We start from the raw sequence: 14,984 nt of genomic DNA, 5'->3' as shown, positions 1-14,984 counted from the left end.
CAAACTGCCAGCCCTACCGTGTCTTTCAAGCCTGTCGTTGCCCTGGTCGGTCGCCCCAATGTGGGCAAGTCGACCCTCTTCAATCGCCTGACGCGGTCGCGTGCAGCGCTGGTTGCCGATTACTCCGGCCTCACGCGCGACCGGCACTACGGCGAGGGCAGGGTAGGCGAAACTCCCTTCATCGTCATCGATACAGGGGGGTTCGAGCCCGTGGCCAAGACTGGCATCCTGCGCGAGATGGCACGCCAGACTCGCCAGGCCATTGCCGAGGCCGATGTCGTCGTATTCCTGGTGGATGCGCGTGCCGGCGTGAATGCCCATGACCACGACATAGCCCGGTTGCTGCGCAAGTCGGGGCAGCAACGCGTCGTGCTGGCGGTCAACAAGGCCGAAGGTATGGGCGTGGGCAGCGCCACCGGCGAATTCCACGAGCTGGGCCTGGGCACGCCGCATCCCATCTCCGCTGCGCACGGCGACGGCATCGTCGATCTCATCGAAGAGGCCCTGAAGGGGCTCGCCGAGCCCGAACCCGAGCTCGATCCCGATGCCGCGGCCGACCAGCCGGTTGACCATCGCATCAAGCTGGCCATCGTGGGGCGACCCAACGTGGGCAAGTCCACCATGATCAACACGCTGATGGGCGAAGAGCGCGTCATCGCCTTCGATCTGCCGGGCACCACGCGTGACGCCATCGAAATCGACTTCGAACGCGACGGGCGCAAGTTCACGCTGATCGACACCGCCGGCTTGCGCCGCCGCGGCAAGGTCTTCGAGGCCGTCGAGAAATTCTCGGTCATCAAGACCCTGCAGGCCATCGAGGCCAGCAACGTCGTGCTGCTCATGCTGGACGCCCAGTCCGAAGTCTCCGAGCAAGACGCCCATATCGCCGGCTTCGTGCTCGAAACCGGCCGGGCGGTCGTCGTGGCCATCAACAAATGGGACGGGCTGGACGCCGACCAGCGCGAGCGCATCGAACGCGAATTCCAGCGCAAGCTGCGGTTTCTGTCTTTCGCTCCCGTACACACGACTTCGGCCCTGAAAGGCCAGGGCATCAAGCCGGTGCTCAAGTCGGTCGTGGCCGCGCATGCCGCGGCGTTCGCCAAGCTCTCCACCCCCAGGCTCACCCGCGAACTGCAGGCAGCCGTCGAACAGCAGCCGCCGCCACGCAAGGGCATCTTCCGTCCCAAGATGCGCTACGCGCACCAGGGCGGACAGAACCCGCCGCTGGTCGTGATTCATGGCAACGCACTCGACGCCATCCCCGACTCATACCGACGTTATCTGGAAACGCGCTTCCGTGCGGCCTTCAAGCTTGCTGGTACGCCCTTGCGCATCGAATTCAAATCATCGCGCAACCCTTACGCGCAGGAAAACTGATCCATGAGCCGCTACTGGAGTCCCGTCGTAGGGACACTCAGTCCTTATGTGCCGGGCGAACAGCCCAAGCTGCAAGACCTGGTCAAGCTCAATACCAACGAGCACCCCTTCGGCCCGTCGCCCAAGGTGCTGCAGGCGTTGCGGGCAGCGTGCGACGACTCGCTCAAGCTGTATCCTGACCCGTCTTCCGACCGCCTGCGGCAGGCCATCGCCACCAATTACAAGGTCTCGCCCGAACAGGTATTCGTCGGCAACGGATCCGACGAGGTGCTCGCACATGCCTTCCAGGCCCTGCTCAAGCACGACGGTCCACTGCTGTATCCCGATATCACGTACAGCTTCTACCCGGTGTACTGCGGCCTGTACCAGATCAATGGGCAGGCGGTACCGCTGACCGAAGATTTCTGTATCGATGTGCAAGATTACCTGCCGACTGCGGGGCGCCAGGCGGGCGGCATCATATTCCCGAACCCCAATGCGCCGACCGGCCGGGCGCTGCCCCTCGCCGACGTCGAGCGCATCGTGGCGGGTAATCCAGATGCCGTGGTCGTGGTCGACGAAGCCTATGTCGATTTCGGCGGCGAGTCCGCGGTAGGGCTGGTGTCCCGGTACGACAATCTGCTGGTGGTCCACACGCTATCCAAATCGCGGGCGCTGGCCGGATTGCGCGTCGGCTTCGCCATTGGCAGCCGGGTGCTCATCGAGGCGCTGGAACGGGTGAAGAACAGCTTCAACTCCTATCCCGTCGATCGGCTGGCCGAGGCAGGCGCCGTGGCGGCTATCGAGGATACGGCTTATTTTGAGCGTACTCGACAGGCTGTCATGACCATGCGCGACGCCCTGTCGGCGCAACTGCACGAACTGGGATTCCAGGTGCTGCCTTCGGCCGCGAACTTCGTGTTTGCACGCCATCCCGGCCACGACGGCGCGGCCTTGGCCACTGCACTGCGCGAGCGCAATATCATCGTGCGGCATTTCAAGCAGCCGCGGATCGACCAGTTCATGCGCATCACCGTCGGAACCGAGGCCCAGTGCTCGCGCCTGATCGAGGCGCTGAAGGCGATCCTCGCCTGATCCAAGCCGTTTTGCACCGGCTGGCAGCGGCGCGAAGCCAGGCCGGCGGCAGGCTGCCCCTGCGCGCCCGGGCGCGCGTCTGGGCCGTCGCGCGCTCGTTTGCGGGCAGACACCTTATGAAAGAAATTGCCCGACGGGCCGAGTGGCACGGCCCGGGAAAACCCTGTAGAGTACATATCTCGGCGTCTGCCACCACTCAAAACAATTAATTGGAGCCTGGCCAATGAGCAATAAAGGGCAAACTCTGCAAGATCCGTTTCTGAACACGCTGCGTAAAGAACACGTTCCCGTGTCCATCTATCTGGTGAACGGCATCAAGCTGCAAGGGCAGATTGAATCGTTCGATCAGTACGTCGTGCTGCTGCGCAATACCGTTACCCAGATGGTCTACAAGCACGCCATCTCCACCGTCGTACCCGCACGCGCTGTCAATTTCCAGGTGGATGTTCCCGCTGAATAATTCCCAGGCTCCGGCTGTACCTTTTCCTGCCCGCCACACGGTTCGTGTTGGCGGGCATTTTCGCTGTAAGGGGGCAAACTCATGCGCGCACTGATCATCAGTGTCGACCTGGGCAATCCCGACTTCACCGCCCACGCCGAAGAATTCGCCATGCTGGCGAGCGGGGCGGGGGCCGAAATCGTCGGCAGCGTCACGGTGCGCCGCGACCGTCCCGATGCCAAGTTCTTCATCGGGTCGGGCAAGGTCCAGGAGGCCGTGGCCACCGCCGGCGCCTTGCTGGCCGACATTGTCCTGTTCGACCAGCCCCTGTCGCCGGCTCAGCAGCGTAACCTCGAGCGCGAGTTCCACCTGCGCGTGGTCGACCGGGTTGCGCTCATCCTCGATATCTTTGCGCTGCGGGCAAAAAGTCACGAAGGCAAGCTGCAGGTCGAGCTCGCGCAGCTCCAGCATCTGGTCACCCGCCTCACTCGCCTCTGGACTCACCTGGAGCGGCAGCGCGGGGGTATCGGCATGCGCGGGCCGGGCGAATCCCAGCTCGAAATGGACCGCCGCATGATCGGTGCCAAGGTCAAGATGCTGCGCGAACGCCTTGACCGCGTCGAACGCCAGCGCGTCACCCAGCGGCGCGCCCGAGCCCGGGGCGGTGCGCTCTCGGTGTCACTGGTCGGTTACACCAATGCCGGCAAATCCACGTTGTTCAACGCCCTGACCCGCGCCGGCGCCTACGCGGCCGATCAGTTGTTCGCCACGCTCGACACCACCACGCGGCGCATCTGGATCGAGGGTACGGGGTCGGTGGTGCTGTCCGACACGGTCGGTTTCATCCGCGACCTCCCACCCAACCTCATCGCCGCCTTCCGCGCAACGCTGGAAGAAACCATCCACGCCGATGTGCTGCTGCACGTGGTAGACGCGGCCAGTCCGCAACGCGACGAGCAGATTGCCGAGGTCAACAAGGTGCTGGTCGAAATCGGTGCGGGTTCGATCCCCACCATTCTGGTGCACAACAAGATCGACCGCGCCGGCCTCGACCCCCGGGTCGAGCGTGATGCGCATGGTACGATTGCGCGAGTATTCGTAAGCGCTACCGAGCGCGCCGGTCTGGATGCGTTGCGCGGGGCAATTGCAGAGATCGGCCAGATTGTGGGAAACAATGCCTCGAATTATCAAACTCTTCAATCTGAATGACCCAGGCTGGGGTCGCGGCAACAACAATGGTTCCGAGCCGCCTAGACGCCCACGGGGTAATAATGACGGTCCGCCCGATCTCGACGAGGTCTGGCGCGACTTCAACAACCGTATTGGATCCTTGTTCGGACGCAAGGGCGGGGGCGGCGGCAATCGTCCCGGCAACCGGGGCTCGATGACGCCCCCTTCGCCACGCGGCACCCGGATCGGAATGGGCGTCATCGCGCTCGTACTGGTTCTGTTGTGGCTTGCCAGCGGCTTCTTCATCGTCCAGGAAGGCCAAGTCGCGGTGGTGACACAGTTCGGCAAATACAAGAGCACGGCCACGCCGGGCTTCCAGTGGAGAATGCCGTACCCCATCCAGGACGCCGAAACCGTCAATATTTCGCAACTGCGTACCTTCGAGGTCGGATTCCGCGGCGGCTCGCGCAATAAAGTGTTGCCCGAAGCCCTGATGCTCACCACCGACGAAAACATCGTCGACATGCAGTTCGTGGTGCAGTACCGGCTGCGCGCCGACGGCGCTCCCGATTATCTGTTCAATATGCGCGATCCCGACGAATCCGTGCGCCAGGCTGCCGAAACGGCCATGCGCGAGATCGTCGGCAAGAAGCCCATGGATTTCGTCCTGTACGAGGGCCGTACCGAGGTCGCTGTCGAAGTCCAGAACCTGATGCAGCAAATCCTTGACCGTTACAAATCCGGTATCCAGGTCAGCACTGTGGCCATCCAGAACGTGCAGCCGCCCGAGCAGGTGCAGGCCGCGTTCGATGATGCCGTCAAGGCGGGCCAGGACCGCGAACGCCAGATCAACGAAGGGCAGGCGTATGCCAACCAGGTCATCCCCATGGCGGGCGGCCAGGCCTCACGCATGAACGAGCAGGCCGAAGGTTACAAGGCCAAGGTCATCGGCGATGCCCGCGGTGACGCCGCGCGCTTCACGAGTATCCTGGCCGAATACGAGAAGGCGCCGGAAATCATGCGCGAGCGCATGTATCTCGAAACCATGCAGCAGATCTTCTCGCGTGCCAGCAAGGTCATGGTCGACACCCAGAGCAGCAACAACCTGCTGTACCTGCCGCTCGACAAGATCATGCAGCAGACCGCCCGTGACGTGCAGGTCAAGCCGACGGCATTGCCTGGCGCCAGCCAGCCCACTGTCCCGCAACCACCTCCACGCACCACCGGCACGAGCTCGTCCGGCAATAATGGCAGCAGCAACAACACGCTGTCTCGCGACCGCCTGTCGCGCTAACCGGAGTAGCCCAGATCATGCAACGTTTCATGCCTATCCTGGTCGGCCTCCTGTTGGTGGTGGCCGCACTTTCTTCCATGGTGTTCATCGTGCGCGAGCGCGATTACGCCCTGGTGTTTTCGCTGGGTGAAGTCCGCAAGGTCATCAGCGAACCCGGCCTGTATTTCAAGGCGCCGCCGCCGTTCCAGAACGTCGTCACGCTCGACAAGCGCATACTGACCATCGAGTCCAACGACGCTGAGCGCATCCAGACTTCCGAAAAGAAGAACCTGCTGATCGACTCCTACGTCAAATGGCGCATCGCCGATCCGCGTCTCTACTACGTCACATTCGGCGGTAACGAGCGTGCCGCGCAAGAGCGCCTGCAGGCCCAGATCCGGGACGCGCTCAACGCATCGGTCAACGTGCGCACGGTCAAAGAGGTCGTGTCCGCCGAGCGTGACAAGATCATGAGCGAGATCCTCACCACGGTGGCCAAGCGCGCCGAACCGCTCGGTGTCGATGTGGTCGACGTACGCTTGCGCCGTATCGAGTTCGCGCCCGAGATTTCCGAATCGGTTTATCGCCGCATGGAAGCCGAGCGCACCCGGGTGGCCAACGAACTGCGGTCCATCGGGGCGGCCGAAAGTGAGAAAATCCGCGCCGAAGCCGATCGCCAGCGCGAGGTCATCCTGGCCGAGGCCTACGCGAAAGCCCAGGCCATCATGGGGCAGGGCGATGCCGAAGCCAGCGCGATGTACGCCGAGGCGTTTGGCAAGAATCCCGACTTCTACTCGTTCTACAAGAGCCTGGAGGCCTACCGCTCGTCGTTCTCCGGTTCCGGCGACGTGCTTGTGGTCGACCCCAGTTCGGAATACTTCCAGTACATGAAGAATTCAATGGGGCAACGACCCGCGCCTGCCCAATAAGCGGGCGCAGCGGGGTGGGGTGCCTGCGCGGGCACCCTGCAGTGGCCGCCAAACCATGTACAATACCGCGTAAGCTAGAAAACATTCCGCAGCGGCTGAGCGGGCTTACGCCCTCTCAGCCGCTTTGTTTTGGGCGTTGCCCACGCATTTCAGGTGTCATTCAGGTAATAACTCATGGGTAACTGGTTGCTGCCCGAGAGCCTCGCCGACGTGCTTCCCGCCGAGGCCCGGCGTATCGAGGAACTGCGCCGCGAGCTTCTCGATCTGTACCGTACGTATGGCTTCGAGTTGGTGGCGCCGCCCCTGGTCGAATACATCGATTCGTTGTTGTCCGGTACCGGCAGCGACCTCGATCTTCTGACTTGCAAGCTGGTCGATCAGCTGTCTGGCCGTACTCTCGGCGTGCGCGCCGACATGACGCCGCAAGTCACCCGCATCGACGCGCACCTGCTCAACCGGGCAGGGGTGACGCGGCTGTGCTACTGCGGCAATGTTTTGCACGCCCAACCCGCCGACCTGCTTTCCAGTCGTGAATTGCTGCAGATCGGCGCCGAGATCTACGGTCACGCCGGTTTCGAAGCCGATCTCGAAATCCTGTCGCTGGTGCTCGATACCGTGGCCACTGCGGGAGTTCGCCACCCACGCCTCGATCTGTGTCATCCGGGCGTGGTACGCGCCATCCTTGACGCCGACCCGGCCGCCGCTGCGTGCGCCTCGCAAATCATTCTGCTGCTGCGCGAAAAAGACGTCCCGGGCCTGGCCGAGCTTGCCCGCAACGATTGCGCCATCCGCCCCGACACCCTCGCCGCGCTGCAGCGGCTGCCCGGTTTTTATGGGGGACCTGAAGTCATCCAGCAGGCGCGCCAGGATCTTCCCACGCTGCCGGGTGTCGCGGCGGCGCTCGACGCGCTGCAGGCCATCGTCGATGCCATGCCCGAAGTCGAGCTGGGTGTCGATCTGGCCGATATCGGCGGCTATGGCTACCATTCCGGCGTCACGTTCGCACTGTACGCCGAAGGCTGGCACGATGCGCTGGTCAGCGGCGGTCGCTACGATGACGTCAGCCGCGCCTTTGGCCGGGCGCGTCCCGCCACGGGCTTCAGCCTCGATCTGCGCAAACTGGCGCGTGGCTTGCCGCCCGCGGGCCGCGCCCGGGCCATCCGTGCGCCATGGGGCCAGGACGCGGCCCTGGTTGCCGCCGTGCGCCGCTTGCGGCAAGGCGGCGAAATCGTGGTTCAGGTCTTGCCCGGGCAGCAGCAAAGCCAGGATGAATTCATCTGCGACCGTGAGCTCGCGCTGCACGACGGTGCGTGGACGGTCCGAACGCTGTAACTGACTCCCTCTTTTCGCAAGAGGGCCGCAGGGGGATTTCCGGATTTCCCGAGAAACTCGATATTGATTCGCACAATGAGCAAGAACGTAGTGGTTATCGGCACCCAGTGGGGTGACGAAGGCAAAGGCAAGATCGTCGACTGGCTGGCCGAGTCGGTCCAGGGCGTGGTGCGCTTCCAGGGCGGCCACAACGCCGGTCATACGCTATGGATCAACGGCAAGAAGACCATTCTGCGCCTGATCCCCTCGGGCATCATGCATCCCGGTGTCACTTGTTTCATCGGCAATGGCGTGGTGCTGTCACCCGAAGCGCTGCTGCGCGAAATCGAAGAGCTCGAGGCCGCCGGACTGGATGTACGGTCACGCCTGCAGATCTCCGAGATCTGTCCTCTGATCCTGCCGTACCACATCGCCGTCGACCAGGCGCGCGAAGCTCGCAAGGGTGAAGGCAAGATCGGCACCACCGGCCGCGGCATCGGTCCCGCGTACGAGGACAAGATCGCGCGCCGCGCCTTGCGGGTCCAGGACCTGTTCAACCCGCAACTGTTCGATGAAAAGCTCGCCGAGTTGCTCGATTATCACAATTTCGTCCTGACCCAATACCTGGGGGCACCCGCCGTGTCGGCCGAAGAGGTGCGCGACCAGGCCATGGCCCTGGCTCCCGCCATCGCCCCCATGGTGCAGGACGTGTCCAGCAATCTGTACGCCATGCAGCAGGCGGGCCAACGCCTGCTGTTCGAAGGCGCGCAGGGCGCGCTGCTGGACGTCGACCATGGCACCTATCCGTTCGTCACCAGCAGCAACTGCCTGGCCGGGGCCGCTTCGGCCGGCGCCGGCGTGGGCCCGCAGTCCCTTGACTACGTGCTGGGTATCACCAAGGCCTACACCACTCGCGTGGGATCCGGTCCGTTCCCCACCGAGCTGGTCGATGAAATCGGCACGCGCCTGGCCACCATCGGCAAAGAATTCGGTTCGGTCACGGGCCGCCCGCGCCGCTGTGGCTGGTTCGACGGCGCCGCGCTCAAGCGTTCGGTCCGTCTGAACGGCATCACCGGCCTGTGCATCACCAAGCTTGACGTGCTCGATGGTCTCGAGACCATCCAGCTGGGCGTGGGCTATCGGGTCAACGGCGAATTCCGTGACGTGCTGCCGTATGGCGCGCACGCGGTGGCCCAGGCCGAGGCGGTGCTCGAAGAATTGCCCGGCTGGTCCGAGTCCACGGTGGGCATCACCGATTACGCCAAATTGCCGGCCGCGGCACGCCGCTATCTCGAGCGCGTCGCAGAACTCTGCGGTGTGCCCATCGACCTGGTTTCCACCGGGCCCGATCGCAACGAAACCATCGTACTGCGTCATCCGCTTAAGGGCTGACCCGGAGCTGGCCCGGGCGGGCGATCCGCCCGACGGGTTATTATTTAGAGGCCGCCGCCGGCCATGCCGGTGGGCGGCCTTTTCGTATTCTTGGAGACACCGCTACCATGAGCGCGCCCACCAACGACGACAGCCATCTCTGGGTTACCTGGGACGCCTATAACCGTCTCATCGAGCGGCTCACGCTGCAGGTGTACCAGTCCGGGTGGAAGTTCGACCTCATACTTTGCCTGGCGCGCGGGGGCGTGCGCGTAGGTGACGTCATGTCGCGCATATTCGATGTGCCGTTGGGCATCCTGGCCACCAGCAGCTACCGCGAGGCTGCCGGTACCAAGCAGGGCGAGCTCGATATTGCGAAGTTCATCACGATCACCCGCGGCGCGCCGGCCGGGCGGGTGCTGCTGGTTGATGACATGGTGGACACGGGGCTTACTTTCAACCGCGTGCAGGCCCATCTGCGTAGCCAGTTTCCTGAAATTACCGAATTGCGCAGTGCGGTGCTGTGGTGGAAGGGCCACTCTCAGGCCACCCCCGATTATTACGTCGATCGCTTGCCCACGAATCCCTGGATCCATCAGCCTTTCGAAGACTACGACAGCCTGCGGCCCCATCAGCTGGAAGCCTGGATACGTAAAGGCTCGAAATCGTCCTGAGTGGGCCGCCATCCGGCGGTCCCTTGTTGCACCCTTGGAACTTGCGTCTCGCCTATTTTGCGTCTGCATGTTAGAATCTCGGGTTACCAGTAAACCCCGTAGGGGTTGCCGGGGCGCAGGCGTGGTTTGTTGAAGGGTTTTCGGATTTCCGGGTCAAGTAGTGGCGGCGGTTGCCGTTTTGTCGATTCGGAACAAAAATCACCCAACAGACCATGCCGGGCTTGCAGTCGACGCGCCCTGTGTGTTCAACCTTTTTGTTACCCGAAAAGCAGGCCTGCCACTTTATGCCTATTGTCCGACTCAAGGAAAACGAACCGTTCGAAGCCGCCCTGCGCCGCTTCAAGCGCACCATCGAAAAGACCGGTTTGCTCACCGAACTGCGCTCGCGCGAGTTCTACGAGAAGCCCACGGCCGAGCGCAAGCGCAAGCATGCTGCCGCCGTCAAGCGCCACTACAAGCGGATTCGTAGCCAGCAACTGCCTCCCCGCATGTTCTGATTTGCCTGATTCCCGAATCTATTGATTCCCGAATCATTCATCCAGGATCTGCTCGCCCGTGTCGATGTCGTCGACGTCGTCGGGCGATACGTGCAGTTGCGAAAGGGCGGCGCCAACCTGCTTGGCCTTTGTCCTTTCCATAACGAAAAAAGCCCGTCGTTCACTGTCAGTCCGACCAAGCAGTTTTATCACTGCTTTGGTTGTGGCGCCCACGGCAGTGCCATCACCTTCCTGATGGAACACACGGGTGCCAGCTTCCCCGAGGCCGTGCGTACTCTCGCCGGCGCGGTGGGAATGACGGTTCCGGAAGAATCCCGCAGTCCACGGCAACAAGCCGAGCATGTGCGCCGCAAGGCTGAAGAGTCGCGCCACACGCAAGTGCTGGACGCCGCGCAGGCACATTACCTGCGCCAGTTGCGTGCTTCACTGGCCGCTATCCAGTACTTGAAGCAGCGCGGTCTCACGGGCGAGATTGCGGCCCATTTCGGCCTGGGCTGGTCCGGCACTGACCGCCATGGTCTGGCCAAGGTTTTCGACAACTACGATGATCCCACCCTGGTCGAGGCTGGCCTGGTCATCGAATCCGAAGACGGACGCCGCTATGACCGCTTCCGCGAGCGGATCATGTTTCCGATCCGCAACGTGCGCGGCAGCCTAATAGGCTTTGGCGGGCGGATCATCGGCAAGGGCGAGCCCAAGTACCTCAATTCGCCCGAAACCCCGCTGTTCTCCAAGGGCCATGAGCTATACGGCCTGTGGGAGGCTCGCCAGGCGATTCGTCAGGAAGGCCAGGTCATCGTGGTCGAAGGCTATATGGACGTGGTGGGTCTGGCGCAGCAGGGTATCGCCAACGCGGTCGCCACCTTGGGTACGGCCACCACCCCTGACCATGTCAAGAAACTGCTGCGCAGCAGCGACAAGGTCGTTTTCAGCTTCGACGGCGATGCGGCGGGACGCCGGGCCGCGTGGCGTGCCCTGCAGGCGTGCCTGCCTGTCCTGCGCGACGACATCACCATACGGTTCCTGTTCCTGCCGGCCGAGCACGACCCCGATTCCTATGTCCGTGAATTGGGTGCCGACGCGTTCCGCGCCTGCCTCGGCGAGGCCACGGCGCTGTCGCGTTTTCTGCTCGAAGAGCTGGCGTCGCGTCACAACCTGTCAGAGGCCGAGGGGCGCGCCAGCTGTCTGCACGAAGCGCGTCCGCTGCTTGCGGCCATTCCCGAATGCGCGTTGCGCCTGCAGATCGAGCGCGAGATGGCCCGCCAGGTGCAGCTGACGCCCGAAGAAATGGCCCAGATCATGGCGCAGGCGCCAGCCCGTCCCTACGCGCCGGCTGGCGGGGCGGCTGCGCCGGTATCCAGCATGGCGCCGCCGGCCGGTGCCGAAGATCCGGGCGACCCTGGCCATTACGATGTTCCTCCGCCCGATTTCGATTACGAGCCGGCCGGATTCGGCTTCGACGACGAGCCCCCCGGCCTGCCGCAGGGGCCCGCCGAAGGTCGGCGTGGCTCCGCCCGTGGCCCGGGTCCGGGCCAGGGCCAGGGGCAGTGGCAGGGGCAAGGGCGCAAAGGCGACTGGAAGGGCGCAAAGCAGGGCAAGGGGGATTGGCGCGGTCGCCGCGACGACGACGTGGGCGGGTACCAGGGGCGCCGGGCAATGCCCTCGCTGGCCAAGCGGCTGCTGGCGCTGCTGCTGGCTCACCCCGAACTCGTCGACGGCATGGGAGACCAGCAGCTTGAAGTTCTCGACAAGGGCCCCCATCTGGGTTTGGTAAGAGACCTGATCATGCTGGCGCAGGCCAGCGGTGCCCGCCATGTCGGTGCGCTGTTGCAGGCGGCTGATCCCGATTCTGACCTGGCGGCCGTGCTCAAGGGCATGCGCGCCGACTTGCTGGCCCAGGAAGACCTTCCCGAGCCACAGACCGAATGGGATGACGCCCTGCGGCGCATCGAGTTCGATTCCGCTCGCGCCGAGATGGCCCGCTTGGCCGAAACTGGTCTCGACTCCGAAGACGCCAGGCAGCGTTACCAGGAACTGTCTGCCCGCATGGCGGTCTTAAAGAGTGGTGGATTACGTTAAATGCGGTAGAATCGAGGGTTTTCCGGAATGATCTTCGGAAACATCAATACGGAAATCTGATACACAATCCAAGGCAGGGCTTACGCTACTGACGCGGCGTGGTAGGCACGAAAAATGCCGGCCCCGTGTGCAGTAGCGCTCTGTTTTGTTACAATTTGGTGGTAAGTTGCGCAGTTCGGCAGGGGTTCAGCCGGCGGCGTATTGCAGATGGAGCTGCGTCTATCGCAAGCAGCTTGGGGCGAGTCCCTTCAAGCTGGCAGAGCCTGTCTCAGGCAAGGCAGCTCCCGCAACGCCCGGTTTCCCCGCCGCAACGAACCCGCGATATCAGGCGCTTCTGGGCTGCAACGCCAGACGAAGCGCCGGTGGGGCCTCACCAGGGGCCAGTGCTGCGACCAACGCAGTGCGCGCGGCTTCAGCCGGCTTGCCTGTTTTACCCGCATCGGTCCCGTTGCGGCGCCATTGCGCGCCTGCACGGGCCCTTGTGGCAATGTACCCCATTACGGGTTGCGACGACCACGGAAGCGACTATGACCAGAACACCAGGCAAAACCTCCCCTGCAGACGATACGGTTGACACGCCGGTCGAGGCGGCCAAGCGTGCCGTGAGCAGGGCGGCGGAAAAAGCGCCTGCCAAGGCCGCAGTGAAGGTCTCGAAAACGGCGACGAAAACCGCGGCCAAGAAGGCCGTGAAGACGGCTGCCTCGGCCGACAAGCCCAAGGCTGCGCGCGCCAAGAAGGCCGAAGACAAGCTGGCTGACCTGGTCTCCGGCGGCGCGCGCCCGTCCAGCGGCCGCCGTCCGGGCCGGCCCGCCAAGAACGCCAACAACGATGCCGACGGCTTCGACGACACGATGGACGGCGAAGGCGAAGTCCTGCCCGACCTGAAACCGCCCAAGCGCGGCGGCAAGCGTGGCAAGGCCGATCCCAAGGATCTGATCGCGCGTGGCCCCGTCTCGCCTGAAGAGTACGAAGCCCGCCGCAACCGCCTGAAGCAGCTCATCAAGCTCGGCAAAGATCGCGGCTACCTGACCTACGGCGAAATCAACGACCATCTGCCTGACGATCTGGTCGATGCCGAAGCCATTGATGGCATCATCAGCACGTTCAGCGACATGGGTATCTCGGTCTATGACCAGGCTCCCGACGCCGAAACGCTGCTCATGAGCGAAAACGCGCCGGTCGCGTCCAATGACGACGATGTCGAAGACGAGGCCGAGGCCGCGCTGACGACCGTCGACTCCGACTTCGGTCGCACCACCGACCCCGTTCGCATGTACATGCGCGAAATGGGCTCGGTGGAACTGCTCACGCGCGAAGGCGAGATTGAAATCGCCAAGCGTATCGAAGACGGGCTCAAGCACATGGTCATGGCGATCTCGGCGTGCCCGACCACCATCAATGAAATCCTGGCGCATATCGCCCGCGTGCGCGAGGGCCAGGCTCAGATCGACGAAGTGGTCGATGGCCTGGTCGACCCCGAAGACGGCGAAGAATACGCGGGCGCCGGCGTCACGGCGGACGACGACGAGAATGACGACGGCCCCGCCGGCGGCATGTCGAGCAAGCAGCTCGAAGACCTGCGCGTCAAGGCGCTGGCCAAGTTCGACGAGGTCGGCAAGCAGTTCGAGCAAATGCGCCAGTCGTACGAGCGCGACGGCTACAAGTCAGACAAATACGTCCAGTGCCAGGAAGCCATCCTGAACGAACTGATGGGCATCCGCTTCACGGCCAAGATGGTCGAGAAGCTGGCCGATACACTGCGCGCCCAGGTCGAAGAGGTCCGCCAGCTCGAACGCGCGGTGCTGCACACTTGTGTAGACCGTGCCGGAATGCCGCGCAGCCACTTCATCAAGGTGTTCCCGGGCAACGAAACCAACCTCGATTGGGTCCTGCAGGAAGTCGCCAGTGGCCATCCGTACGCCGAGACCCTCGAGCGCCAGGTGCCCGCGGTGCAGGAACTGCAGCAAAAGCTCATCGACTTGCAGACTCGCGTCGTGTTGCCCCTGAAGGACCTGAAAGACGTCAACAAGCGCATGGCGACCGGCGAGGCCAAGGCCCGCAAGGCCAAGCGCGAAATGACCGAGGCCAACCTGCGGCTGGTGATCTCGATCGCCAAGAAGTACACGAACCGCGGTCTGCAGTTCCTCGACCTGATCCAGGAAGGCAACATCGGCCTGATGAAGGCCGTCGACAAGTTCGAGTATCGCCGCGGGTATAAATTCTCCACGTATGCCACGTGGTGGATACGCCAGGCCATTACCCGGTCCATCGCCGACCAGGCGCGTACCATCCGCATCCCGGTCCACATGATCGAAACGATCAACAAGATGAACCGGATCAGCCGCCAGATTCTGCAGGAGACGGGCGCCGAGCCCGATCCGGCCACCCTGGCGCAAAAGATGGACATGCCGGAAGACAAGATCCGCAAGATTCTCAAGATCGCCAAAGAGCCGATCTCGATGGAAACGCCTATCGGTGACGACGACGACTCCCACCTGGGCGATTTCATCGAAGACACGTCCACGCTGGCGCCTTCGGATGCGGCCTTGCATGGCTCCATGCGCGATGTCGTCAAAGAGGTGCTGGACTCGCTTACGCCCCGCGAAGCGAAGGTGTTGCGTATGCGCTTTGGCATCGAAATGAGCACTGATCAGACCCTCGAGGAAGTCGGTAAGCAGTTCGACGTGACGCGGGAACGCATACGCCAAATAGAAGCCAAGGCGCTGCGGAAGTTGCGTCATCCCAGCCGGGCAGATAAGCTCAAGAGTTTCCTGGAAGGGCAGTAAGTTT

Annotated in this window: 12 protein-coding genes; all 12 read left to right on the top strand. The window is 63.3% G+C overall.

Annotated elements, in window-relative coordinates:
- Positions 1–18 precede the first annotated feature (18 nt).
- The 12 genes from der to rpoD all read left to right on the top strand — a co-directional run bounded on the left by der (position 19) and on the right by rpoD (position 14,980).
- Positions 19–1,377, top strand: coding sequence for a ribosome biogenesis GTPase Der (der, locus tag ACV17W_RS05455; RefSeq protein WP_462595421.1), 1,359 nt, complete (start codon positions 19–21; stop codon positions 1,375–1,377).
- 3 nt (positions 1,378–1,380) lie between these two features.
- Entirely contained in the window at positions 1,381–2,451 is a 1,071-nt protein-coding gene (hisC, locus tag ACV17W_RS05450; RefSeq protein ID WP_462595420.1) for a histidinol-phosphate transaminase, read from the top strand.
- A gap of 223 nt (positions 2,452–2,674) precedes the next feature.
- The gene (gene hfq / locus ACV17W_RS05445) at positions 2,675–2,911 is read left to right on the top strand and encodes an RNA chaperone Hfq (protein ID WP_012248943.1); all 237 of its coding nucleotides are present in this window, start codon (positions 2,675–2,677) and stop codon (positions 2,909–2,911) included.
- Positions 2,912–2,992: 81 nt separating this feature from the next.
- A complete protein-coding gene (hflX, locus tag ACV17W_RS05440; protein WP_462595419.1) occupies positions 2,993–4,099 on the top strand; it encodes a GTPase HflX in 1,107 nt (368 codons plus the stop codon).
- Positions 4,065–5,354 carry an FtsH protease activity modulator HflK gene (gene hflK, locus ACV17W_RS05435; RefSeq protein ID WP_462595418.1) on the top strand — a complete coding sequence of 430 codons (1,290 nt, stop codon included), beginning with the start codon at positions 4,065–4,067 and terminating at the stop codon, positions 5,352–5,354. Before hflX ends, hflK begins: the two co-directional genes overlap by 35 nt.
- A 17-nt stretch (positions 5,355–5,371) precedes the next feature.
- Positions 5,372–6,262 carry a protease modulator HflC gene (hflC, locus tag ACV17W_RS05430; RefSeq protein ID WP_462595417.1) on the top strand — a complete coding sequence of 297 codons (891 nt, stop codon included), beginning with the start codon at positions 5,372–5,374 and terminating at the stop codon, positions 6,260–6,262.
- Positions 6,263–6,436: 174 nt separating this feature from the next.
- Entirely contained in the window at positions 6,437–7,594 is a 1,158-nt protein-coding gene (locus tag ACV17W_RS05425; RefSeq protein ID WP_462595416.1) for an ATP phosphoribosyltransferase regulatory subunit, read from the top strand.
- A gap of 75 nt (positions 7,595–7,669) precedes the next feature.
- A complete protein-coding gene (locus ACV17W_RS05420; RefSeq protein WP_462595415.1) occupies positions 7,670–8,965 on the top strand; it encodes an adenylosuccinate synthase in 1,296 nt (431 codons plus the stop codon).
- A gap of 107 nt (positions 8,966–9,072) precedes the next feature.
- A complete protein-coding gene (locus ACV17W_RS05415) occupies positions 9,073–9,618 on the top strand; it encodes a phosphoribosyltransferase (RefSeq protein ID WP_462595414.1) in 546 nt (181 codons plus the stop codon).
- 284 nt (positions 9,619–9,902) lie between these two features.
- Positions 9,903–10,115 carry a 30S ribosomal protein S21 gene (rpsU, locus tag ACV17W_RS05410; RefSeq protein ID WP_462595413.1) on the top strand — a complete coding sequence of 71 codons (213 nt, stop codon included), beginning with the start codon at positions 9,903–9,905 and terminating at the stop codon, positions 10,113–10,115.
- A 21-nt stretch (positions 10,116–10,136) separates the two neighbouring features.
- The gene (dnaG, locus tag ACV17W_RS05405; protein WP_462595412.1) at positions 10,137–12,194 is read left to right on the top strand and encodes a DNA primase; all 2,058 of its coding nucleotides are present in this window, start codon (positions 10,137–10,139) and stop codon (positions 12,192–12,194) included.
- 527 nt (positions 12,195–12,721) lie between these two features.
- Entirely contained in the window at positions 12,722–14,980 is a 2,259-nt protein-coding gene (rpoD, locus tag ACV17W_RS05400; protein ID WP_462595411.1) for an RNA polymerase sigma factor RpoD, read from the top strand.
- Positions 14,981–14,984: the final 4 nt, after the last annotated feature.

It is taken from the genome of Bordetella sp. MIP270_01_BMS (assembly GCF_054958705.1).
Note: the sequence above shows the minus strand (reverse complement) of the source record. Positions and strands in the feature narration are given on the sequence as shown.

Bases quoted from the DNA above. Each gene is read 5' to 3' on its own strand.
- hisC (WP_462595420.1), top strand. From the start codon at position 1,381: ATGAGCCGCTACTGGAGTCCCGTCGTAGGGACACTCAGTCCTTATGTG.
- hfq (WP_012248943.1), top strand. From the start codon at position 2,675: ATGAGCAATAAAGGGCAAACTCTGCAAGATCCGTTTCTGAACACGCTG.
- hflX (WP_462595419.1), top strand. From the start codon at position 2,993: ATGCGCGCACTGATCATCAGTGTCGACCTGGGCAATCCCGACTTCACC.
- hflK (WP_462595418.1), top strand. From the start codon at position 4,065: ATGCCTCGAATTATCAAACTCTTCAATCTGAATGACCCAGGCTGGGGT.
- hflC (WP_462595417.1), top strand. From the start codon at position 5,372: ATGCAACGTTTCATGCCTATCCTGGTCGGCCTCCTGTTGGTGGTGGCC.
- ACV17W_RS05425 (WP_462595416.1), top strand. From the start codon at position 6,437: ATGGGTAACTGGTTGCTGCCCGAGAGCCTCGCCGACGTGCTTCCCGCC.
- ACV17W_RS05420 (WP_462595415.1), top strand. From the start codon at position 7,670: ATGAGCAAGAACGTAGTGGTTATCGGCACCCAGTGGGGTGACGAAGGC.
- ACV17W_RS05415 (WP_462595414.1), top strand. From the start codon at position 9,073: ATGAGCGCGCCCACCAACGACGACAGCCATCTCTGGGTTACCTGGGAC.
- rpsU (WP_462595413.1), top strand. From the start codon at position 9,903: ATGCCTATTGTCCGACTCAAGGAAAACGAACCGTTCGAAGCCGCCCTG.
- rpoD (WP_462595411.1), top strand. From the start codon at position 12,722: ATGACCAGAACACCAGGCAAAACCTCCCCTGCAGACGATACGGTTGAC.